Raw genomic sequence first — 21,928 nt, 5'->3', positions numbered from 1 at the left:
TCAAAGGAGAGTGCCATGTCCCTTCTCAAAACTGCAGATCGCGGCGCGATTCGGGTGATCACCTATGCCAACCCCCCGTTCGGCACCATGACAGCCGCCGGCTCGACCGAAATGTTCAATGCAATCGTCGCCGCAGGCGAAGACCAGTCCGTACGGGTCGTGATTATCACTGGTGGCCTGCCGGGCATATTCATCCGCCATTACGACGTTGGAGAGCTCTCGGATAGGGCAGACACGGTTCACAGCGAAGCACCGGGCGACCCCTCACAGTCGGGTCCTCGACCGCCAGGTTTTCACGCGCTTACGGATATGATCGCAACAATCGAAAAGCCGGTCATCGCTGCGATCAATGGGTTATGCATGGGAGGAGGCTTCGAGCTTTCGCTGGCGTGCGACCTGCGCATCATCGGAAATGCCGTTACGGCAATCGGCTTGCCAGAGACCCGCATCGGCATCTTTCCTGGTGGTGGCGGCACCCAGCGCTTGCCCAGAATTATCGGTGAGGCCAAGGCGCTTGAGATGATCCTGCGGGGATTGACCGTAACGGGACCGCGCGCCCACGAAATCGGGATCGTGCATGAGGTCGTCGCGGACCCGCTTACTCGCGCGCTTGAGATTGGAGCCGAATTGTCGGGCCAAGGGGCCGAGGGCCTTGCGTTCGCCAAACGTCTTACTCGGACTGCCCTCGATCGTCCTCTGACCGATGGCTTGGCCGACGAACGTAAGAGCTTTGGGGCTGTCATGAGAACAGCATCGGCCCGGGAGCGTTTGCGGGCCGCCCGCCCGCCGGTCGAGATCCAGAAGGTTTAACGCGTTACAAAGCTGTGCCTCTGATCGCCCTGGGCCCTATCTCACGGTGCGATCACTTGCCACGAAGTCTCCAACATTGACATGGCTAGGTTGACACTTCGCCATCGCCGGCCCCCGCCGACGTCGCTTTCATCACGGAGAACGCGGCTAGGCCCGATTGAGAGGGGCGATCTGTAAAAAACGCAGGACGCGCATCTTTCGTCAGATTGGTCGAGTGACTGTCATGGCGCTCCGCCTTGTGGTGCCGCTCCGTTCCTCTGATCTGAGATCTTCTGCCACTGATGACCGCACCTCGCCGCCGCCCGGCGGGGCGACGCGATGGGCGTTTCGAATCGGGAGTTTTCCGAATAGCCGAAAATGGAATCGAAGATTCCCTTTTTTCGTAGGTCTATCTGCTGTTGCACGCATCAAGCCACACGGCTGGCAGAACCCGGCGAGATAGGTACGAGCGAAAAAACAAGTCTCAGTAACCGGTACCGGTACCTGACGCGATCCAATCCCGCATCACCGCCCCCGGGTCTCCGCCCCCACGCCCAGCCACAGGCACGCGTTGGATTGCGTCAGGTGCCCTGTGGTGTGTCATCGGCATTCTGCTGGCGTAACTTGCAACAGAACGAAATTAACGCACAGCTCGCGCTGAGTCAGCCGGACGGTTTTGATGAAAGCGGTGAGGCCATCGCAGAAACCGACGGCGTCACAGGCTACGAGCTTTGGTCTTCTCTCGCCAACTTTCAAAAAGTGTAGTTTGTGGAGGATTTCGATTGCCCTTGCAGCAATGCAGCTTTTAGATTCCGAAACTCACGCTTTCAAAAATGGGGCACTTCATGAAATTCGGTTACGCCAGAGTCAGTTCGAACACTCAGGACCACGCAGCTCAGGTCGAAGCGCTACAAGCCGCCGGCGGCGAACGGATCTTCAGTGAAAAGGCCTCAGGCAAGTCGACCAATGGGCGGCCCGAGTTCGCCAAGCTGATGAAGGCCCTCAAGCACGGTGACGTAGTAACCGTCGTCAAGTTAGACCGGCTCGCACGATCGAGCCGCGACTTGCAGAATATCCTGCACGAACTGCAGGAGCTGGGCTGCGGCTTTGTTTCGCTCGGTGAGAACTGGTGCGATACTACGACCGATGTTGGGCGGCTCGTCATGACGATCATGGGCGGCATTGCCGAGTTCGAGCGCAGCCGGATCCGCAAGCGCTGCGAAGACGGAATCCTGCGGGCAAAGTGGAAAGGCACCAAGTTCGGTCGGCCAACCGCGCTGGATCCCAGCCAGCGCAGGCGTATCGCCGAGCGCTACACCGCCGGCGAGACAATGGCGGAGCTGCCGCGCGAGTACGGGTGCGGGGAAGCGACGATTTGGCGGGCGCTGCAATAGCACCCGAGGCAATGTTGACTTTGCTTACGACCCCGTCGGCGAGTCCAAATCTTGGCTCTCGTCGGTTGTCCCCTCATCGTCGCAAAAATGCCAGATCACGACATCTGCATCCCGATCTTCGGGATGAGCCGCGAAGTGGCGATCTCGCGCTACATCTGGATCCTCTTTATAACCGCGAACGGCTGACAATCCGTAGCATAGATGTCCTGCCCGCGTGTACTGGCATCGTTATCGATCCGGGCGGCCAAAGCCCCGGACAAGAGAAACGGCGTTGGAGAAGCGCCTATGGTGCTCGGTTTGCAGAGGCGCCCCGGGGACGACGAGAGAGTGCCTTAGAAGCCTCTCCGGGGATGAGACGCTCAGAGCATCAATGCAAAATCGAAGCACACCGATTGCCGTGACTTCAGCGGTATCCGCGACGTCCAGAGGCCGACCGAATGCGTTGGCAAGAAACTGAACGAAGTACGGATTTTTTGTTAGGCCTCCATCCACGGCGATTCGGTTAACGCCGTCCAGCGCGACCGACATCGCGTCCACAATTTGAGAGGCTCGAAGGGCGATGCCTTCCAGCACGGCCTGATAGAGATCGGATCGTTGGGTTGCGAGATCCAAGCCGAACCACGCCCCGCGGGCGGACCTATCCCAAATCGGGCTTCCGAGCCCCGCCAGAGCAGGGACGAAGACGAGCCCCCTCTCAATCGCCGGGACGCTCGAACATTCAAATCCTTCGCCCGGGTTGGATAGCCCCACCTGGCCGAGCCATTCAACCGCCGCGCCCGCGGAGAGTACGCCGCCGTCCAGTGCGTAACGAGCCCTTTCGCCCTTTTTGGCCCAGGCGCAAGTTGGCAAGAGACCTTGAGAGGTTGCCTGGAGGACGGGCACTTCTGTTAAACCCAAAACGAAGGCGCCAGTCCCGAACGTCAGTTTAATGTCGCCGGGAGAATGGCAATCGTGCCCAAACAACGACGCTTGCTGGTCAACGACGCTGCAGACAACCGGCACCTCCTGATCGAGAACACCGAAATCCCCCGTGGTTGGCTGAATCTCGGGAAGACATTCGCGCGGCACTCCAAAGGCGTCGCACAACACCTCGTCCCACTCGAGCGATTGAATGTTCATGAGACTCGTGCGCGACGCCGTCGACGGGTCAGTGGCAAACACGCCGGTCAGTCGGTCGAGGAAGAATGCATCGGACGTTCCGAGCCTCAATCGGCCACTGCGCAGGAGATCGCGAGCCCCGTCTGCGTTGTCGAGCAGCCAGCGCAGTTTGGTTGCCGAAAAATACGCATCGAGAGGAAGGCCGGCGCGCTGGAGCGTCAATTCTTCGACGCCTGACCGCCGCAGCTCTTCTATCTGATTGGATGTCCTCTCGTCCTGCCAAACGAGCGCGTTGTAGAGGGGCCGCTTGGACAGCGCATCCCATGCGATGACGGTTTCCCCCTGGTTGGCCAGGCCTACGCCCTGGAGATTGTCTTCAGCGTCGATGAGCGCCCGAATGTTTTGCACGAGCTCTTCGGGATCATGTTCAACCCATCCTTGTTTCGGCCTGATCTGACGGTGATGCAGCCGGCGCCCTTCGCGCAGCCCCTCGCCGGTCCAGGCGAAGGACTTTGTCGAGGTCGTCCCTTGGTCAATGGCGACAATGGTCAAACTTCGATGCTCACATGCAGGTCTTCCGACGAATGGCGGACGGACGCGGGAAGATTCAGGGTCAGGCGGCGTTCGGGCAGCATGTTGATGTCCTGCCGCAGATAAACGTTGGCCCCCGATTTGACGACTAGTCGCCCTCGGCAGTTTTGGGAGACGCGACCGAAAAGAGTGACCGGACCGCCTTCGGGGGTGAGCCGTTGCGGATAGATATAGCGAAGGCCGTTCCCGGCCTTGACCGCGATCTCAGGTGCCGAGAGCTTCGCCCCGTCCAGCCCCTTCAGGATCGAGCGGGCGGCAAGAGCACCCTCTCCCGCTGCCTTGCCTGAATGTTCGACGGGACGGAGCACGTTTCCAGCGGCGTAGTAAGCTGGATCGGAGCATCGCCAATCCGAATTGACGCTTGGCCCTCCCGTCCCGGAATCGATTTCGATGTGCGACGCGCGCAGCATTCCCGTCTCCGGAACGAACATCCCACTGATAATCACACCATCGCACACGATGGATTCTTGCCGCCCGGCACGGTTTATGACCACGCCGGTGACGCGTTCTCTTCCTTCGATGCTCACGATTGAGGTACGGGTGAGAACGGGAACCCCGAGGACCAGCCGCGCGATCCAGTCGCCCGGACGGCGCGCAACGATACGTTCGCCGGCCTCTATCATGGCGGCGGGCCGGATCTTAGCGTGTCTCGCCGTGAGCAAGGCGGAAAAGGAAACCAGCTCCGTTCCAACCACGAGCGGACGTCGGAACGGCCTCATTCCTCCCTTATAGACCATCTCCTGGAACGCACCGGTCGTGACGACTCCCCACGGTCGTGGTCCGGATATCAGCCGTGCCGCGCGCGACGTCTCCCGAATGCCTGTCGCGATCAGGACCGCGCGACTTTCGATCGTTTCCGTTCCGCGCGGCCCGTTGACCTGAACGACCCCGCCCGGTTGAAGTCCGACGACCGAGTGATTGGTCAGGATCTCGGCATCCCCTGCGGCCTGCACCAGCTTGCGCGCATAAGTCGGCCCATCCCAAAGGCGATGAAAATCCAGGACGCCCCATCCGCTATGTCCACAAAAGCGAGGCAAGCCTCCCGGCTCTTCGTTGCGCTCAACGACCAGCACATCATTGACGCCCGCACCGCGCAGCACACGAGCTGCCGTTAAACCTGCAGGACCGGCCCCAATGATTGTGACCGTCCGCTTCACGTTCTGTCCTCCAACGGCTCGACCAGTCCGGGAATAGCCGATCCTATCAATTCGAGCGTTCGGCGCGTGCAATAGAAGCCCTGGCATCGTCCCATCATGACCCGCGTGCGCCGCTTGAGACCGCCGAGACTCCTGGCCGGGAATTCACCGTTCAGCGCCGCCTCGATCTCTGCCCTTGTGACCATCTCGCAATGGCAAATGATTTCGGATCGGCCGGGGCACATCCAGGAACGCTCGCGCCCTTCAGTCAGGTTCGGCATCGAAATCCATTGCGGTTCCGCTATTTTCTTGAGAGGCCCGAAATGCTGCGCGTAGAGCCCGGCGACGTACGCGCCGATGCCCAACGCGCTGGTCAAACCCGTCGATCGGATGCCGGCGACCGTGATCCAGCATTCCGTCGGCAATGCCTCGATCTGATAGTCTTTGAATTGCGTCGCCGGGCGTAATCCGGCGTAGGAGGCCGTGATCGGTTCGGACGCGAGGGCGGGGATCATCCGGCGACCTTGATGCAGCAGGTCGGCGATGATGCGTCCATCCGTGGTTGGGAAATCACGCTCGCGTTGTTCTTCCGCTGTTGGCCCGACCAGCAGATTGCCGAAGGCCGTCCGCGTCACGACAACGCCCTTGGTCCGTTCGTTCGGCACCGGGAGAAGGATCGAATTCAGCAGCCGGCTGGCGGATTTGTCGAGGACAACAAACTGCCCTTTGCGTGGACGCATCTCGAACGGCGATGGACGAGCGATCGCCTCGATCAGATCACCGAAATTGCCCGCACAGTTGACCACGATGCGCGCGCGTATTGGCTCGGCGTTCGTTTGCAGGGTCCAGACATCGTTCTCGAGCCTGCCGCCCAGGACGGTTGTCGATCGCCGCACCTGGCCCCCGTTCCGCAGCCCCTGGAGGGCGTAGGATAACGGTGCGGACCACGCATCAATGACGGATTCGCCCGGCACGATCACGCCCGCGACGAGATCTTTCGCGAGATGCGGTTCACGACGGAGTATCTCATCGCGCGACGCCAGCCGCACTTCCATGACGCCGTTGGCGTGCGCGCGATCGACAATGCCTGGCAACGCGGCGGCTTCGGTTTCGGACCAGGCGACCAGGGTTGCCTCCGTCTCGAGGAGCGGAAGCCCGAGTTGTTCACGAACGGTCCGGTAGTATGCGTATCCGCCCCGAATAAGTTTGGCTTCGAGACTTCCGGGCGAGGCATCAAAGCCGGTGTGCAGAAGCGCGCTGTTGGCCTTGCTCGCTCCGTTGATAACGTCCGCGTCCTTCTCAATCAGAACCGTTCGAAGACCGCTCAGAACGAGTTCGCGAAAGACAGCGCAACCGACAACCCCGGCGCCAATAATGGCCACATCGAAAGGCTCATTAGCTTCCGGCATGACTGTCGCCCGCCGGCTTCAAGTGCTGCAGGGACGAGCGTCCTTCAATGCCGGGCCAGTCGTAAAGCATGGGCGCCTTGGCTCGCGATCTTCAGGGTTTCACACACATCGGCCCAGCCGACGGGCCACCTTGGCGCTCGTCAGTTGTTTCCGTATCATCGTGAAAGTGCCAGATCAGGACATCCGCACCTCGATCTTCGGGATGGGCCGCGAAGTGGCGTTCTCGCGCTACATCTGGAGCCTCCTTATAACCGCGACGAACATGCACGACCTTCCACGAGCGTGGCTGGCTCTGGCTCTCGATCCGGTCAACTGCTTGGGACAGTCGGTTGATGAAGGATGCGGTGACCATTGTGGTTGTCCATGTTACGCGACAGCACGACAAGTCGCTGTTGAACGTCGGTCAGGATCTCCGCCTCGAGGCAGGCGCGGATTTCCTTCAATGCGTAGATAAACCGGGTCATTTCGTCGGACGCGATCCGCCCATTCAAGGCAAGCCGATACAGCCTCGCCATCTCGCCCCTGACCCCGACAAGCGTATCCAGCGCCATTTTGTTGCGGGGTGATAGCACCTCGGCTTTTGGTTTCTGGGTCAATGACATCCGATCGGCTCATTTGGGTGTGAAAGCAGTATAACTCAGTTCGCCCCATCGACGAACGCTAATGCTGCGTCACTTCTCGCCCATCTTCTGTTGGTGCAACGACCCGAACGCAAGCGACGGACGTAGTGCTCACGCCTCAGGCACTTCGGTCTCCCGGGGCGCGGCCCCCCTTTGCTCAACGACACCGTCCCCGGACAACGGACACCCCTATAGGGGTACGTCCGTGTCATGTGCCTTATCAGAGCCTGCCCGAACGGGCTGATTGAAGAAGAGGCAATGCCTCGTCGCGCCCATGACTTCCGGGTTCGACCTAGCCGGAAGTAGAGTGGCCATTGTTCCTGCCCTTGCTACAGTTGTGGGAAGCGCGCCGTTCATTTCTTGATTGAAGAAGTGCGCGCACTGCACGTTACGATGGAGGACGCAGATGGGCAGGCTCTCTCGGCGGTTTTCGCGGCAATTCTCTCGGCCGTTCTCTTGGCGCAGGTGGTCACGGGGCAAGAACAAATCCGCTGATGACGCAGAGCTTTCATCTGAACGATTTCAAGGCGGGGATCGGCGCCATTTGCTGCAGGCGCTCTCCGCCATGGTCGGCGGCAGCGCCCTCGCCGCGATGTCACACCCCGCCGAAGCCAAGGATGCCAGCGAGCTGCCACCGCCCAGGCGCGCGCTGACCGGCCGCGATGAAGCCGGCAAGTCGGTGTTCAAGTCCTTTGACGTCACGCCCATGGTAGCGGAGATCGATTCCAATCCGGGACTGACTTTCTATGAACTCTACATGACCGAGGGCGTGCCGCGGCTCACCGGCCTGGAGCCGGACCCGATGCTCAAGGGGACGAAAGACTTTCCCGGCCCGGGCGGCACGATGTTTCGCCTGATCTCGTATCCGCCCAAGCGCCCCGAAGGCTACAAGCCGCCGCCGGGCGTCACCTTCGAGAGCGCACTGAAAGAACTGTCGGACAAGGTCCCCGGCATGGGCGACCATTTCGACCGCAGCGCGCCGGGCATGCACACAACAGACACCATCGACTACGGGATCGTGGTTCGTGGCGAGATGACGCTGGAATTGGACGACGGAAAGCTGATCCATTTGCGCCAGGGCGATTGCATCGTGCAAAACGGCACACGACATCGCTGGCGCAATCCGTTGCCGGAGCCATGTCTGATGGCCTACGTCTCCGTTGGCGGGAAGCGCGGCTGATCCAACCAAAGCCCAATGGCGTGGAATACAGTCCGCGGTATTATCATAAGCTGCCGCCGCAAGGCCCTCGCCCGATGGGGAAAAGAAGGGGTTATCGCATGACGCCAGACGGAATAGCCTTAGCCGCCATTGTCATTCTGCTTTTTCCGATGGGTTATTTTTTTCTGGCCGCGCCCGCCTTTCTGCTGGTGAAGCTCGACATCCCACAAGTCACCCAGCTATTGCGCGGCATGTTCGCTGCCCATTTTCTCATGACGAGCATTGCCGGTGTGATCGGGACGGTGGTCTTTGCCGTGACTGGCCGGCCGGTTTTCGCCATTGGCATCGCCTTGATCGCGGCTTTCGCGATCTGGGAGCGCGGCTGGTTTCTGCGCCAGTGGGATGTCCAGCTCAGCGCCAGAGATGCCGGCGACGCCGAGGCGGTGCGCCGGCTACGCCGGCTGCATTGGGGCGGCATGCTGTTCAATGCGGTCCAGCTTGCCGCCATCGTGGGCAGCATTCCTTACGTCGCAGCCTCTCAGGCCTGATCAGAACGTCGCCCGCATGAGCGGAGCGATATGCGGGACTTGAACCCGGATGTCGCTGCGCTCATCCGGGCTACGCTTCGTGGTGACTTGCGCTCACCCCTTGCGCATTTTGCTGAGCAAATAGTTGTCGTAATAATTCTCCGCGATCTGCGTGTAGAACAGCACTTCCTTCATGTACGCGTCGTGGCTCTCTTTTGTCTTCTTGAAGAGCGGGCTCTTCTCGGCAATCTCGTTCAGATGGTCCTGGGTTGCCTTGTAACAGGCCTCCATGACCGGCTGCGGGAACGCGCGCAGCTCGGCGCCACCCGCGACAAGCCGCTTGAGGGCGGCGGGATTGACGCTGTCATATTTTTCGATCATCCACGCGCCCGCTGCCGCGCCGGCCTGGTTGAGGACCGCCTGATATTGTTTGGGAAGCGCATTCCACTTCTCTTCATTGACGATCATGTGCAGCATGGCGCCGCCTTCCCACCAGCCGGGGAAGTAGTAGTATTTTGCGACTTTGTAGAAGCCGAGCTTCTCGTCGTCATAGGGGCCGACGAACTCCGCGGCATCGATCGAGCCCTTCTCCAGCGCTGAATAGACCTCGCCGCCTGCGATCTGCTGCGGCACGATGCCGAGCTTGGCGAGCACATGGCCGCCCATGCCGGCGATGCGGAATTTGAGGCCGTTGAGATCATCCGGTGTCTTGATCTCCTTGCGGAACCAGCCGCCCATTTGCGTGCCGGAATTGCCGCACAAAATCGCATGCGCCTTGAAGGGCTTCAGCGCCTCGTTGCAGAGTTCGGCGCCGCCGCCGAATGTCCACCAGGAATGCTGATGGCGGTGGTTCATGCCGAACGGCGCGCCGGTCGCATAGGCCAGCGCCGGCTCCTTGCCGATGTAGAAATAGAGCGGCGTCTGCGCCATCTCGACGGTCGCGGAGCTCACGGCATCGAGCGCCTGCAGGCCGGGCACGATCTCGCCCGCCGCAAACGTCTGGATCTGAAACTTGTTGTCGGTGGCGTCAGCGACGTATTTCGCAAAGGTCTGCGCCGTACCGAAAATGGTGTCGAGCGATTTCGGAAAGCTCGAGGTCAGGCGCCACTTGATCTCGGGCGCACCTTGCGCGATCGCAGGCGCCGCAATCAGCGTCGTCGCGCCGGCCACGGCGCCGCCCTTGAGGAACGTACGGCGTTTCATGATGTGCTCACTCCCTTATGATGCAGGTCCACCGACACGGGGGCAAAGCGCCTTCCGGGACCATTTGGCCTCAGCATAACGAACTTCGGGGCCTGCGTGGAAGGCGAAACTGACCAATTGAGTGCGGTGTCACCTTGCACCAAAGCCATTGCCGCGGTGCCGCAACTCCCGGTGGCACATCGTCTCAGGCAAGCTGTCGGACTTGAAACCGGCCCGATGGTGTCAGCATTATTTGTCGCAGGGGTGCCGTCTCCAGAGCGCCCTTTTGGGAGGATACAGATGAAAGCATTCACATTGGGTGCGGCGATCACGCTGGTGTTTTCCGTCACAGCCTACGCGCAAGCACCGACCTGGACCGTTCCGGAGGAAAGCCAGCGCTGTCCGTCGAAATGGGGCGCGGCCGACGAGCGCGGCTCAGGCAATCATCAGAAGCCCGCGGCCGTGATGAACGCCGCGAAGCTGATCAAGACCGGCGAGGTGATCGAACTCGCGCATGTGCTCGGCCCCAACATGGCGTTCTTCGGAACGCGGCGCTTCGACGTGCACACCAAGCGCACGTTCATGAACCAGTTCTCCAACATGCGCGGCTCGAACGAAGAGGTCGTCATTACCGAGCTCGGCCAGGTCGGTACGCAGTTCGACGGCTTTGCGCACCAGACCCATCTCAATAGCTGGTACAATTGCCAGAAGGTCGACGAGAACACCGAGCGCAACGGCTTCAAGAAGTTCGGTATCCATAATGTCGGCGCGCTGTTCACGCGCGGCGTCCTGATCGACGTCGCGGCCTTCAAGGGCGTCGAGATGCTGGGTGACAATTACGAAATCACGGTGGACGATCTCGAGGGTGCCCTGAAGAAGCAGAACCTGACGCTGCAGCCCGGCGACGCCGTCATCATCCACACCGGCTGGGGCAAGCTCTACGGCAAGGACAATCCGCGCTACGTGAAATCCTGCCCGGGCATCGGCGTTGCGGCCGCGCTCTGGCTTGCCACCAAGGACCCGATGCTGCTCGGCGCCGACAATTGGCCCGTCGAGGTCGCGCCCAACCCCGACAAGCAATTGTCGCTCCCGGTGCACCAGATCGCGCTGGTGGTGAACGGCATCCATCTGCTGGAGAACCTCAAGCTCGATGAACTCGCGCAAAAGGGCGTCAGCGAATTCGCCTTCGTGATGCAGCCGCTCAAGATCCAGGGCGGCTCGGGCTCGACGGTGTCGCCGATCGCGGTGCGGTAGCGGCGGCGCTTCGATTAGACGTCCGCTCTGGGACTCCTGAGCAGTACGTCTTTCATTTCCGTTTTGTGCAGATCCGGTGCTTGCCGGCGGCCTCATCGAGGTGGTGTGGTCGCCGGCTTCATTTCGGAAGGCATTCCACATTGTAGGCAATAATGACCTGCGCTGGGTCAGCCTTACCTAAGCTCTTCAAGTCTTCCAATCCACTTCTTAACTTGGCTCCCGCCTCCTTCAAGCTGCCTTCCAGCGCCGCTTTGGCCGCCCTGCATCTCTCTTCATTCGAGAATTCCTGAAACACCACGGTCGGAAGAACCCTCCATTCCGCCCTGTCGTTCGTAGCGGCCGGACTGACTGAGTAGGAGAAGACGTACATCAGTATCCACATCGGTATGCTCGATTGTGATGCGACGGCGAATTGATGCTCGTGCGGAGCGTCGCGGATTTTCGAATGACCCCGGCCTCTTCCTGATTGGTGGGGATCGAGTGCCCGGGGTCGCTGGGGGCTGCGGTGCGCCAAGGGCCTGGTGACGGCGCGCCGCGCGTTAGTTGGCATTCGGCAGCCGCGGATAACGTTGATCTACGTCAACGTCACCTCGCCCTCGGCGTTCACGCTGCTCACGTAAACCCGATGCCTATTCTACCTTTCGGCGTGAGCTACTATTCCGCCGACTTGAGCGCAGACGAACACGCGGTCGACAATTCGGCCATTTTGTTCTTGAGGCAATTCACCATTCGCTGACCGCCAGGACGCACTCCCTTGCACAAGAGCTCCACCTCGGTTTTGCACTCCCGAGCTACCTTTATGGGGTCTGTGAGACGGTTCTTGGCGATGGCATTCTGGCCACACAGCATCACTGCCATACCCAATAGAAGACGAAGACCAAGTCGGTTCATTTCTAACCCTGCTCGAAAAGATCGATGACTACGTGCCCCGCCAAGAGGGGGTGACCTTTGACCTGGATCAAGCGGTTCGCGGGGCGGCGATAGCAACTACCGCGGGTTATCCCGGATCTCGCGGGCCACCCTCGGCTGGTTCCGCCGCGCCTACTGCACCCGATCAGTTTTCTGGCCGAGGTGGGCCGCGACGGGACCCAGATCGGCGACTTCTTCGCAGGCATTCCGGAAAAGCACCAGGCTGAAAACACCCAGCAAACCCGGCTGATCCTCAAGCCCTACGATGCTGACGCAACAAGGACCAATGGCGATGGCAGAGAACGGCGCTCTCACGCATGCGGGGCTAAAAACCCCGAAAGCCGCTGCAATCGCGGGAATTGTCTTTTCTCTCTTGCTGTTCGCGATCTTCTGGCTGCTGCGGCGCTCCATTCCCGCCGATCCGCTGGAGCCCGGCGCGTGGCTTGCTACCGACACGGGAGCGATTGCCGTTGCGTTGAATCTGGTCCCGTTCGCCGGCGTCGCCTTTCTCTGGTTCATCGGTGTGCTGCGCGACCGGCTCGGCCAGCTGGAGGACCGCTTTTTCGCCACCGTATTCTTCGGCAGCGCGTTGTTGTTCCTGGCGATGCTGTTCATCGCCGCCGCGTTAATCGGCTCGGTCATGCTGGTGGCTTCTGTTTCCGAGCCCAGTGAGCTGACCAGCACCGCCACCTTTCGCTTTGCGCGCGCCGCAGCCTTCATCATCGCGAATGTGTACGCGGCCAAGATGGCCGCCGTATTCATGTTTTCAACTTCAACCGTTGTAATCTATACCCGCATCGCTCCGCGCTGGATCGCCTACACAGGATTCCTGCTGGCACTAACTGTTCTGATCGGCGGCCACTATATCGGTTGGAGCCTCGCCGTATTGCCCATTTGGGTGCTTTTGATCAGCATCTACATCCTGATGGACAACCTCGCCAGCGTCAGGAGACCAACGTGAGAACGCTCGACATTATTTTCGGGTGTGAGTGCTGCCGGTCTTGGGGCTGCGGGTACGTGTCCGGATGTCCGCCACGGGACCCGAACCGGAATCAAACTGCCTGCGCCATTCCTGCCACCTGCCCCATCAGGCTCGCTGGAACTCGGATGAGAGCATGGCGTTGGCTCACGTCGGATCAAGACTCCGCCGAGATAAACCTGGATTGCCCCACGCACATCACAACGGAGGTTCGCCGTGCCCGCTCCCGCCGAAACGCATGACCATGTTTACAAGATCCTGGAACTCGTCGGGTCTTCCGAAAAGAGCATCGAGGATGCCGTTCAGAATGCGATCACCCGCGCATCAAAGACCATTCGCGGCATGAAATGGTTCGAAGTGGTGCAAACGCGAGGCCACATCGAGGATGGGTCGGTGCGCCACTACCAGGTCGCTTTGAGGGTTGGATTTACCCTGGAAGGGTAATTCCCGGCGAGCGAGGCTGCAGGACGAGCAAAGTGCATCAAGAAGCCGACGTGTCTGACGCGTACGGGCTTGCGACCGGCTGATCAGATGGTCGTCCTCTATTGCGCGGTCAGCGACCGATCGGGGCCCGCCGCGCCAACGCGCTCTCTCAATTGATCGAACTCGCCGGGCTGATAGGTGGCCCCATCGGGCGTTACGATCTCGACGTTCCAGCAGCCGTCCGATATCAATTCTCCGGCTTTCTTCAACGCAGCTGGAACTGACCCCCGGTTGAGGGTCACGTTTCCCGCCGTATCCTGCGCAGTAATCAGAAACCTCATAGGACCGCCTCCCGCCGCAAGCCGCCGGCCATTTTGGCCGGGAGCGCGGCTGCGTCAAGGCTGGAATCCAGGCACTCACTTCGCAAACGGGTTCACCCAGCCTCCCCGGCCCGCCGGCGCCCGCGGCGGATAGGCCGTCTCGAGGTAGTTCAGCACCCTTTCGCGGTCCTTGTCGTCGAGCGCCGGCATGTTGTGGCGGCGAATCATCAGGTTGATCGAATCCTCCCACTGCGCGCGCGTCATGCCCTGCTGTGCGACCAGTTTGAAACCGTGGCAGGCGGTGCAGGCGTAGAAGGTTTCGTCGCGGCCGGCGCCCGCGGCAAACTCCTCCGGGCTTTCGTCGCGCGGTGTGAAACCCGTTTGCGCCACGGCCGGCGCTATCACGAGCACGCCGGCCAAAGCGAGCCACGCAAGACGCTGCATCATCCCACCAGCACGGCGATGCGGTGCATGGCGTTGCCGCCATAGCCCTGCGGATTCCAGAAGCCGGCCTGATGCGGCTGCATCGCGCCCTTGGAATCGGTGGCGCGCGCCCAGATTTCGAAATAGCCGTCGGTGAGCAGTTTGACTGTCGCGGTCCAGCGCTGCCAATCATATTTGTTCTTCGGCTTTTCCAGCGTGGTGCGCTGCCAGCTCGCGCCGAAATCGGTCGAGATATCGACATCCTTGACGGTGAGATCGCCGGCCCAGGAGGCGCCGCGTAGTTTCAATTCCTTGGTGCCGGCGGCGAACTTGGCGCCGTTGGCGGGATTGGTGATGATGGAGCGCACCGGCATCGACTCCAGGATGCGGAAGTTGGCCGGATCGGCCTTGCCCCCGGGCACCATCGGCTTGATCGCCGTGCGATAGGAAAATTCCGTCATGCCGGGACCGTCATGCTCCCTGTCGCGGATGGTGATGCGCGTCAGCCATTTCTGCGACGCCGAGCCCGCCCAGCCCGGCACGATCAGGCGCACCGGCCCGCCATGGATGTTCGGCAGCGGTTTGCCGTTCATCGCCCACACGATCATCGTGTTCGGGTCCATTGCCTTTTCGATGCGCACGCCGCGCGAAATGCTCGGCTTGCCGGCGTCGCCCGACAGATGCAGATCGGCCGCGTAATGCGCGGTGTATTTCGCTGATGGCTTCAGGCCGGCCTTCTTGAGCAGGTCGGCCAGCGGCACGCCGGTCCATTCGGCGCAGCCCGCGCCACCATTGGTCCACTGGTTGCCGCGCGCCGGCGGCGAGAACGCCGCCCGGCCGTTGCCGCCGCACTCCAGCACCATGCGCCGCGTCACCGCCTTGTATTTCGATTTCAGCTCGCCGAGCGTGACCTCGATCTTGTTGTTCACTTCGCCGTCGATGGTGATCTTCCAGGCGTCGGGATTCTTCGCCTCCTCGGGGATCTGCCCGTTGTTGCGGATGTAGAACTTCTCGATCGGCGTGGTGTCGTCATCGAGCAGGCTTTCCGGTGTCTCGGCGACCAGCGGCTTTTCGCCGAGCACGACGAGGCCTTCGTTCTTGCCGGGGAATTTCAGGTATTGCGGTCCCTTGGCGGGCGCGGGCTGAGCTGCCGGAGCGGCTTGCGCATGGGCTGAGGGAATGCCGGCGCCATCGCGCGAGAGCGGCAGAACACCGCCGATGACGGCGCCGATCGCCGCCAGACCTGAACTGCCCAAAAATCTGCGTCGGCTGGTTTCGAAGCTGTTGCCGTCAGCCGTACTGCCCCCGGTTTCCCGCGCCATGACGTCTCTCCCTTGTTGCCCGCTCCCGGGCTTTCTTGGCCGGGCTTCCCACCGGAAGCCCAACTTAAGGGAGTATTTGCGTTTTGCGGCCGTACCGCAAGATGGCCCGAGGGCCGCCGACGAAGGCAAGCCGCAATCGGTTCCGCCTAGCCCGCGCCGTCGCAGATCAGTCAACGGGCTGCCGAAGGTTCGTTCTCATCCCATAGTTTTCAGTCTGGTTTTCCGATACCCAGATCGCCAGATCGGGCTCGACGCATCTCGCTCTTCAGACATCCTGATCACGCCTGCTCACATCCCTGCACGAGGCCTTCAAAGCGGACGTCGGCCGGCCGCTTTGAATTGATCGGCCCCACGCGCCCGCTGTGAAACTTGAGCCCCTCGACGATCCTGCCAATCACCTTGCGCTCGGCGCGGTCGGCAAAAGCCCTGGACGGCCGCGATGCTGAGCGAACGCACTTGGTAGACACCTTCGGAAACAGGGCGTAGTTTTTCAATGCGCTGATCAGCGGTAAAGGCGCGGGCATGGGGGTCTCGATGAGGAGGAACTTTCATGTACCTTCGCACAAATTTGTTTGTTGCGGCCGCACTTGCCGCTGCCGCCCTGGTTGCCCCGACGCCTATCGCGGCGGCTGAGCCCACAGGCCAGATCACGATCATCTACGACGCTTTCGGCACCGATACGGCGATGAAGAAGGATTGGGGCTACTCAGCGCTCGTGGAAATCTCGGGCAAACGAATCCTGTTCGACACCGGCAACGACCCGGACATCTTCGCAGCGAACATCAAGGCGAAGAACATTGACCTCACCAGCATCGACTTCGTGGTTCTGTCGCACCGCCACTCCGATCATATGGCGGGCCTGAACCATGTCCTGAGCGTGAATCCGACGGTGAAGATCTATGCACCCAGGGAAGGATTCGGAATCTATGGCTCGTCGCTGCCGTCGAGCTTCTACCGAAAGGACGAATCCTTGCCTTCAGAGATGCGCTACTACGATGGCAAGCCGCCGGAAGTCATGAAATTCGGCACCGCCTGGCAGCGCGCCAACATCGAGCCGATCGACAAGACAACGGAAATCGCCCCAGGCATCACATTGATAGCGCTTGTGTCCGACGCCCCCGGCACAAAGGAGCTCAAGGAGCTGTCGCTGGCTGTCAACACCGCTGATGGCGTCGTGCTTGTGGTCGGCTGCGCGCACCCGGGGATCGAAAAGATCGTCGAGGCCGCGACCGCCATCAATCCAAAAATTCGCCTGATCGCCGGCGGCTTCCACCTCGTCGTCGCACCGGACGAGGTCATTGCCAAAGCCGTGTCGACGCTCAAGGACACGTTCAAGGTAGAGAACATCGCTCCGGGCCACTGCACCGGTGAGCCGACCTTCGCAGCGTTGAAGCGGGCTTACGGCGATCGATACCTTTATGCGGGTGTTGGCACCTCGCTGCCATTGGGACCGGGCATAGGCTCTGTCGGGCGGCGTGGCGAGGGACCGGCAGTCCAGGAAGATGATCTGGCCACCTATCGGAAGCTGGCCCAGCGGGAAGACCCGTTCGGCATTCTTCGGGCGCAGCAACAACGAGCACGGCTTTCGCACCTGTGACGGCATTAGTCGCGTGAAAGAGCGGTCTCAATAAACATCGAGGTCACGCGCGACGACGACCTTGCCATCGTAGCGCGACCGTACTTCAGCGAGCAGCTCTTCGGGCGAGGAGTTCGCGGCGTCGGGTTGAAAATTCGCATTCACTCGCGGCCGCAACGAAATCGAGGCGTGATACAGAACCAGGAGTTTGGGTTTGGCCTGAGCGGCGAGTTCGGCAAGCTGGACCGTCGAGGTATGATACATCCCGGCAAAGGCCTGGAACATCGCTGGACGGGCGGCGAGCGCGGAGAGCGTATTGACCTCGTGGATGAGGACATCGCATCCGTTGCACGCGTCGATCGTTGCCTGGGTTGGCGCGGTGTCGCCGGTGATGACGATGCTGCGGTCGGACGTATCGAACCGATAGCCGTAGCTCTCCATCGCGTGTCTGGTGGTGAAGGCGGTTACGGCGACGTTTGCATCCTTGTAGACAGCGCCGGCTGCGATCTCATGCGCGTTGACCCACGCGCCTTCCGGAAACTCACGCTGGTTTCCATGTGGATTGGTGCGGGTCTTGATGTCCTCCCCGTAAGCAAGAAGGATGTGCTCGGTCATCGCCTTGATCCCCTTGGGGCCATGGACTTCCAGCGGAATTTTGCGTCCGATGACCCAAGGCGTCAGAATGAGATCGGGGTAACCCACCGTGTGATCCGAATGCAGGTGCGTCACGAAGACCACGCGCAGGCTGATCGGTTCAAGGGCGCGAATACCCTTGTCGAGAACCGCCGCCTTTGCTCGCCGCACGACGCCCGCGCCGACATCAACCAGGTAGGCCGTGCCGTTGACCACGACTGCGGTGGCCGGTCCGAAGCGATCCGGGTCGGGACCCGGCGTGCCGGTTCCAAGCATGACGACTTGTGTGGTGGACTGGGACTGAGCTTTGGCAGATTGGCCAGGCTGAAGAATGCCGATCAGTGCAGCGGCGCCAATCGCTGACAGCGAACGAACACGGTTTCGCATGATTGCACGCCTCCCTGAGGGGCTCATTCGATTAATAACAGACCGCGTTTCTTTTTCCCGTCCCAAGTGTCCATCGCTGCAAACAAGCGGGCGCGTTCGATAAGCCAGGGCTGATAATCGCGGTTCACGTCCAGGACGAAGACCAGGTCCTCAGCCTCCAGATATCCTCCGATCGGAGAGTGATGGCCCGTCCCGGCTCCGAAGATTTCCTTACGGCTGAAATTGATGATGTAGCGGCGGCCAGGCTCATTGGCCTGCCGCAGGTGCTGTTGGAATTGTTCAGGAGAGAGATCCCGCAGCACGCTGACGGTGCGATTTGTCTTCAAGCGTGTGACGTCGCCAAGTTCGTCAAGGGTCAACCCCATGAAACAAAAGCCGGTCCAGCAACGCCCTGTCCCCGCCAGAACCGCAGTCTCGGAGTTTGCCGTTTCGCCGAGGGACCTCAGCGCGTTCGCGATACTGGCGGGCCCGCACAACGAGGGATTTGACTGCCACGTCAGTTCCCTCTTGAAGGTTGATGCCGCCGGCAAGGCCCACGCTTTCGCAAACCCGGCTTCTGATCGCGTGACGGACGAACGAATGGCATCGGGGGGTACTTTGGTCTGGCTGACGATAAGGCTGGCACCGCCAGCCAAGGTGATCAGCGCCAACACGCCAGCAAACAGCGCAATCCTTGCCGCTCGGCTCATAAGTTTGAGGTCTCGCTAGGACAATCGCGCACCGATGGTTGGACCGGAAACCGTGTTGCCTTGGACGGATTAGAGAACTTCTTTTGCCAGCTGAGAAAGGATATTTTGGCCTACGCGTTGGCTCTATGAACGGTTTCACATTCGCAAGCGAAGGCAACGTCCGCCGGCAGTTCAGAATCTATCAGTCCCCGCCCTAGCTGTGAAACTTCAGCCCGTCGACGATCTTGTCGATCACCTTGCGTTCGGCGCGCATCGCAAGCCCAACCAGATTGAGCTCGGCGCGGATCACGGCGCGCACCACCTCGCGGTTGGCGGCGTCATGCGTGGTCTTGAACATGTCCTCGGTGTAGACCGCGGGCGTGACGTTGCGCGTAAGCGCCCGCTCCAGCGCGCGGGAAAGTGCGGCCCCGTCGGCGCCGTAGATCAGGATCGGCTGGCCGATCAGCGACAGATACTTCGTTCCCGATGCGTCGCCATAGGGCTCGCCGATGCATTCGGGAAACGCAGCGGCAATCCCGCCGGCGAGGAATGACGCGACGTTCAGCTTCTGCCACGGCTCGAGATCGGTCCGGATCACGACCGCGATCTTGGTGTCGAATTGCATTGAATTGCCCCAAAGGTGCCATTCGGCTTGCGTCGCCAGCAACGGATATGTCGAGCGCGGATATGTCGAGCGATGAAAGCTGACCGACTCGTCTCCCGCGACGTCTCCGAAAAGCCCGCATGCCGTCTCGCAACAGTCACGCAACAATCACATTGAATCATGAAAGCGCCATTTCAAGGGCCGCCAAGGGGCGGTCAATGCACGCAGGAGCTGGGGCCATACACTCTACAGGGAGGGTGAGCCATGGCACTGCATTTCCGTACCCTCGATTTCCGTACCATCGACGGCTCCAACAACAACCTTGCCGATCCCACCGTGAATCAGGCCGGCACCGACTTTGCTCGGGTCGGTCCGGCGAATTTCGCCGATGGGTTCAATGAAATGACAACGGGGCCAAACCCCCGCAAGATCAGCAACATCGTTGTGGCACAGGAGGACGCCGGCGAAGACGGCCCGCATTTGACGGATGACAACGGCGTCGCGCTATCAGGCATGATGTATGCGTGGGGCCAGTTCATCGATCACGATCTGGACCTGCAAAAGTCAGATACAACCAAGGACATCTCGATCCCGGTCCCGGAGGATGACCCGTTGCTGTCCGGCAAAATCCCCTTGATGCGGGTAGCGATCGATCCTGCGACCGGTGTTCCCGGGAAGCCCGCGACTGCCATCAATACGGTCACGGGTTGGCTGGATGGATCGCAGATATACGGATCCGACGCAGCCACCGCAGCGAGCCTGCGGACCGCCGACGGTCATATGAAAATGTCTGAAGGCGACAATCTGCCGATTGTCGATACCCCTCAAGGCAAGGCCTTTGCTGCCGGCGACGTGCGGGCGCAGGAGAACCCCGACCTGACCGCCTTGCAGGTGTTGTTCGTGCGCGAGCACAATTATCAGGTCGATCGACTGCATGAGGAACATCCGAACTGGAGCGGCGACAAATTGTACGAGACCGCCAAGGCCATCACTACGGCCGAGATGGTCAACATCACCTATAACGAGTGGCTGCCGCATTTGTTGGGCGAGGACGCGATCAAGCCGTATCACGGCTATGACCCCACGGTGGACCCGCGGATCACCGAAGAGTTTGCCGGCGCCGCCTTTCGGTTCGGTCACTCGATCGTCTCCGACGAGATCAGCGCAATCAGCAATCTGGGCGCCTTCACGTCGGAGCAGACGCTGGCGGAATCGTTCTTCGAAAAGCCGGAGACGTTCAACGCTACGGGCGCAGATGGCCTGCTTCGGCATCTGGCGGGAGACCTGGCCAACCTGCTGGACGCCCACATTGTCGACGGCTTGCGTAACTTCCTGTCCGATCCCCCTGACGGCATGGATCTGGCGGCGATCAACATCCAGCGCGGCCATGATATGGGATTGGGCACGCTGAACCAGACGCGGGAGGCGCTGGGGCTTGCGCCCTACACCAGCTTCGATCAGCTCAGCTCTGATCCGGAGACGGCAGCGGCGTTCGAGAAAGCCTATGGCGATATCGATGCCGTCGATTTGTGGGCCGGTGGACTGGCGGAGGATCATACCGAAGGCGCCGTCATCGGACCTACCTTCGGCAAGATCATCGGAGATCAGTTCGCTGCCCTGCGCGACGGCGATCGGTACTATTTCGAGAACCAGAACTTCGACAAGGCAACCCTGAAGGAGATCAAGAGCACCACCCTGTCGGACCTGATCCTGCGTGATACCGACACCACGGCAATGCAGAGTGATGCCTTCGTCGCCACCGAGCGGCACAGCGGTACCCTCGGACGCGTAGACCCGACCGGAGAAGACGCCGCCGAAGGCATGGCGCAACTCGTGGTCGGATCGGCCGGCAAGGATACCCTGACCGGCGGGGATCTCGCTGACACGTTGGTGGCGGCGCGCGGCCACATGACCATGACCGGCGGTGATGGGGCCGACACCTTCGTGATCAACCTTGACGACATCAAGGGGAGACACAACACCGTAACCATCACTGACTTCGACCCGAGTGAGGACAAGCTGCAACTCGGGAGCGATGCCTATGTCCGGAAATCATCTGACCATCACGGGGGAACATTGTTGCAGGTCGGCAACGAGACCATCGACTTGGTCGGCGTGAGGCCGAATGAGTTGCACCATTACGACTGGATTGCCAGCGGTGGGACGACCACGCCGCGGGAGGGTCAGGGCTTTGGATGGTGGGGCCAGCTTCGCGACTCCCTCACCAGCGATCAGACGCCTGCGACCGGCACGACCACCGGGGGGCCGGCAGGTCAGGGTTCTGCTACCCCGCATGCGAACGGCTCGACCGCGTCGTCCCTGGCAAACCAGAGCTTTGCGCTGCTGAACCAGTATCTGGCCGGCAGCTCTGGCCGGGGCGATCCCGGTCAGATCGTGGCGGCCGTGTCGGATGGCGCCATCCGGGGTCAGGATTCCTTCCTGACCAGACCGCAGCATTGATTTGCTCCCGCACCCGAGCGCCCGTCGCCCGGGTGCGGGCGCCATCAGTTTTGGCAATGGATGAG

Annotated in this window: 23 protein-coding genes; 10 read left to right on the top strand and 13 right to left on the bottom strand. The window is 61.0% G+C overall.

Annotated features, from left to right (window positions below):
- Window positions 1–15 precede the first annotated feature (15 nt).
- The 3 genes from ACVWVY_RS21720 to ACVWVY_RS21710 all read left to right on the top strand — a co-directional run bounded on the left by ACVWVY_RS21720 (window position 16) and on the right by ACVWVY_RS21710 (window position 2,183).
- Entirely contained in the window at window positions 16–810 is a 795-nt protein-coding gene (locus tag ACVWVY_RS21720) for an enoyl-CoA hydratase/isomerase family protein (RefSeq protein ID WP_456628305.1), read from the top strand.
- Window positions 811–1,413: 603 nt separating this feature from the next.
- On the top strand, window positions 1,414–1,554 hold the full coding sequence (locus tag ACVWVY_RS21715) for a hypothetical protein (RefSeq protein ID WP_456628304.1): 141 nt from the start codon (window positions 1,414–1,416) through the stop codon (window positions 1,552–1,554).
- Between the two features lie 80 nt (window positions 1,555–1,634).
- Window positions 1,635–2,183: a recombinase family protein gene (locus tag ACVWVY_RS21710; RefSeq protein ID WP_456628303.1), complete on the top strand. Its 549-nt coding sequence runs from the start codon at window positions 1,635–1,637 to the stop codon at window positions 2,181–2,183.
- 228 nt (window positions 2,184–2,411) lie between these two features.
- Here the strand turns inward: ACVWVY_RS21710 and ACVWVY_RS21705 are convergent, their stop codons facing one another.
- The 4 genes from ACVWVY_RS21705 to ACVWVY_RS21690 form a co-directional block, all read right to left on the bottom strand.
- Window positions 2,412–3,833 carry an FGGY family carbohydrate kinase gene (locus ACVWVY_RS21705; RefSeq protein ID WP_456628302.1) on the bottom strand — a complete coding sequence of 474 codons (1,422 nt, stop codon included), beginning with the start codon at window positions 3,831–3,833 and terminating at the stop codon, window positions 2,412–2,414.
- A complete protein-coding gene (locus ACVWVY_RS21700; RefSeq protein WP_456628301.1) occupies window positions 3,830–5,029 on the bottom strand; it encodes an NAD(P)/FAD-dependent oxidoreductase in 1,200 nt (399 codons plus the stop codon). The genes ACVWVY_RS21705 and ACVWVY_RS21700 overlap by 4 nt, the downstream gene beginning before the upstream one ends.
- Complete coding sequence (locus ACVWVY_RS21695) at window positions 5,026–6,417, bottom strand: FAD-dependent oxidoreductase (RefSeq protein ID WP_456628300.1); 1,392 nt, start codon at window positions 6,415–6,417, stop codon at window positions 5,026–5,028. Before ACVWVY_RS21695 ends, ACVWVY_RS21700 begins: the two co-directional genes overlap by 4 nt.
- Window positions 6,418–6,725: 308 nt before the next feature.
- Window positions 6,726–7,019, bottom strand: a complete 294-nt coding sequence (locus ACVWVY_RS21690) for a hypothetical protein (RefSeq protein WP_456628299.1) — start codon at window positions 7,017–7,019, stop codon at window positions 6,726–6,728.
- Window positions 7,020–7,581: 562 nt separating this feature from the next.
- On the opposite strand from ACVWVY_RS21690, the gene ACVWVY_RS21685 reads away from it, so the two are divergent.
- Together ACVWVY_RS21685 and ACVWVY_RS21680 are read left to right on the top strand one after the other, a co-directional pair.
- Window positions 7,582–8,217: a cupin domain-containing protein gene (locus ACVWVY_RS21685; RefSeq protein ID WP_456628298.1), complete on the top strand. Its 636-nt coding sequence runs from the start codon at window positions 7,582–7,584 to the stop codon at window positions 8,215–8,217.
- 98 nt (window positions 8,218–8,315) lie between these two features.
- Window positions 8,316–8,744, top strand: a complete 429-nt coding sequence (locus ACVWVY_RS21680) for a hypothetical protein (RefSeq protein WP_456628297.1) — start codon at window positions 8,316–8,318, stop codon at window positions 8,742–8,744.
- A gap of 93 nt (window positions 8,745–8,837) precedes the next feature.
- Here the strand turns inward: ACVWVY_RS21680 and ACVWVY_RS21675 are convergent, their stop codons facing one another.
- Window positions 8,838–9,926 carry a TRAP transporter substrate-binding protein gene (locus ACVWVY_RS21675; RefSeq protein ID WP_456628296.1) on the bottom strand — a complete coding sequence of 363 codons (1,089 nt, stop codon included), beginning with the start codon at window positions 9,924–9,926 and terminating at the stop codon, window positions 8,838–8,840.
- A 279-nt stretch (window positions 9,927–10,205) separates the two neighbouring features.
- Between ACVWVY_RS21675 and ACVWVY_RS21670 the strand changes: the two genes are divergently transcribed.
- The gene (locus tag ACVWVY_RS21670; protein ID WP_456628295.1) at window positions 10,206–11,159 is read left to right on the top strand and encodes a cyclase family protein; all 954 of its coding nucleotides are present in this window, start codon (window positions 10,206–10,208) and stop codon (window positions 11,157–11,159) included.
- Between the two features lie 118 nt (window positions 11,160–11,277).
- Here the strand turns inward: ACVWVY_RS21670 and ACVWVY_RS21665 are convergent, their stop codons facing one another.
- Window positions 11,278–11,541: a hypothetical protein gene (locus tag ACVWVY_RS21665; protein WP_456628294.1), complete on the bottom strand. Its 264-nt coding sequence runs from the start codon at window positions 11,539–11,541 to the stop codon at window positions 11,278–11,280.
- An 819-nt stretch (window positions 11,542–12,360) separates the two neighbouring features.
- Here ACVWVY_RS21665 and ACVWVY_RS21660 point away from each other — a divergent pair.
- Together ACVWVY_RS21660 and ACVWVY_RS21655 are read left to right on the top strand one after the other, a co-directional pair.
- Entirely contained in the window at window positions 12,361–13,029 is a 669-nt protein-coding gene (locus ACVWVY_RS21660; protein ID WP_456628293.1) for a hypothetical protein, read from the top strand.
- 234 nt (window positions 13,030–13,263) lie between these two features.
- Window positions 13,264–13,491: a dodecin gene (locus ACVWVY_RS21655; RefSeq protein WP_456628292.1), complete on the top strand. Its 228-nt coding sequence runs from the start codon at window positions 13,264–13,266 to the stop codon at window positions 13,489–13,491.
- Between the two features lie 98 nt (window positions 13,492–13,589).
- Here ACVWVY_RS21655 and ACVWVY_RS21650 read toward each other — a convergent pair whose 3' ends face one another.
- From ACVWVY_RS21650 to ACVWVY_RS21635, 4 genes are all read right to left on the bottom strand, one after another.
- On the bottom strand, window positions 13,590–13,811 hold the full coding sequence (locus tag ACVWVY_RS21650; protein WP_456628291.1) for a hypothetical protein: 222 nt from the start codon (window positions 13,809–13,811) through the stop codon (window positions 13,590–13,592).
- A gap of 75 nt (window positions 13,812–13,886) precedes the next feature.
- Window positions 13,887–14,234: a hypothetical protein gene (locus ACVWVY_RS21645; protein ID WP_456628290.1), complete on the bottom strand. Its 348-nt coding sequence runs from the start codon at window positions 14,232–14,234 to the stop codon at window positions 13,887–13,889.
- Window positions 14,234–15,535 carry a sulfite oxidase gene (locus tag ACVWVY_RS21640; protein ID WP_456628289.1) on the bottom strand — a complete coding sequence of 434 codons (1,302 nt, stop codon included), beginning with the start codon at window positions 15,533–15,535 and terminating at the stop codon, window positions 14,234–14,236. Before ACVWVY_RS21640 ends, ACVWVY_RS21645 begins: the two co-directional genes overlap by 1 nt.
- Before the next feature lie 278 nt (window positions 15,536–15,813).
- Complete coding sequence (locus ACVWVY_RS21635) at window positions 15,814–16,059, bottom strand: hypothetical protein (protein WP_456628288.1); 246 nt, start codon at window positions 16,057–16,059, stop codon at window positions 15,814–15,816.
- A gap of 161 nt (window positions 16,060–16,220) precedes the next feature.
- Between ACVWVY_RS21635 and ACVWVY_RS21630 the strand changes: the two genes are divergently transcribed.
- Window positions 16,221–17,132, top strand: a complete 912-nt coding sequence (locus tag ACVWVY_RS21630) for an MBL fold metallo-hydrolase (RefSeq protein ID WP_456628287.1) — start codon at window positions 16,221–16,223, stop codon at window positions 17,130–17,132.
- A gap of 27 nt (window positions 17,133–17,159) precedes the next feature.
- Here ACVWVY_RS21630 and ACVWVY_RS21625 read toward each other — a convergent pair whose 3' ends face one another.
- The 3 genes from ACVWVY_RS21625 to ACVWVY_RS21615 all read right to left on the bottom strand — a co-directional run bounded on the left by ACVWVY_RS21625 (window position 17,160) and on the right by ACVWVY_RS21615 (window position 19,424).
- Complete coding sequence (locus tag ACVWVY_RS21625) at window positions 17,160–18,131, bottom strand: MBL fold metallo-hydrolase (protein WP_456628286.1); 972 nt, start codon at window positions 18,129–18,131, stop codon at window positions 17,160–17,162.
- 23 nt (window positions 18,132–18,154) lie between these two features.
- A complete protein-coding gene (locus ACVWVY_RS21620) occupies window positions 18,155–18,820 on the bottom strand; it encodes a phytochelatin synthase family protein (RefSeq protein ID WP_456628285.1) in 666 nt (221 codons plus the stop codon).
- Between the two features lie 193 nt (window positions 18,821–19,013).
- Complete coding sequence (locus tag ACVWVY_RS21615; RefSeq protein WP_456628284.1) at window positions 19,014–19,424, bottom strand: DUF2000 family protein; 411 nt, start codon at window positions 19,422–19,424, stop codon at window positions 19,014–19,016.
- Window positions 19,425–19,667: 243 nt separating this feature from the next.
- Here ACVWVY_RS21615 and ACVWVY_RS21610 point away from each other — a divergent pair, with 243 nt between their 5' ends.
- Complete coding sequence (locus ACVWVY_RS21610) at window positions 19,668–21,863, top strand: peroxidase family protein (RefSeq protein ID WP_456628283.1); 2,196 nt, start codon at window positions 19,668–19,670, stop codon at window positions 21,861–21,863.
- The last annotated feature ends 65 nt before the right edge of the window (window positions 21,864–21,928 follow it).

The organism is Bradyrhizobium sp. URHC0002 (assembly GCF_054059515.1).
Note: the sequence above shows the minus strand (reverse complement) of the source record. Positions and strands in the feature narration are given on the sequence as shown.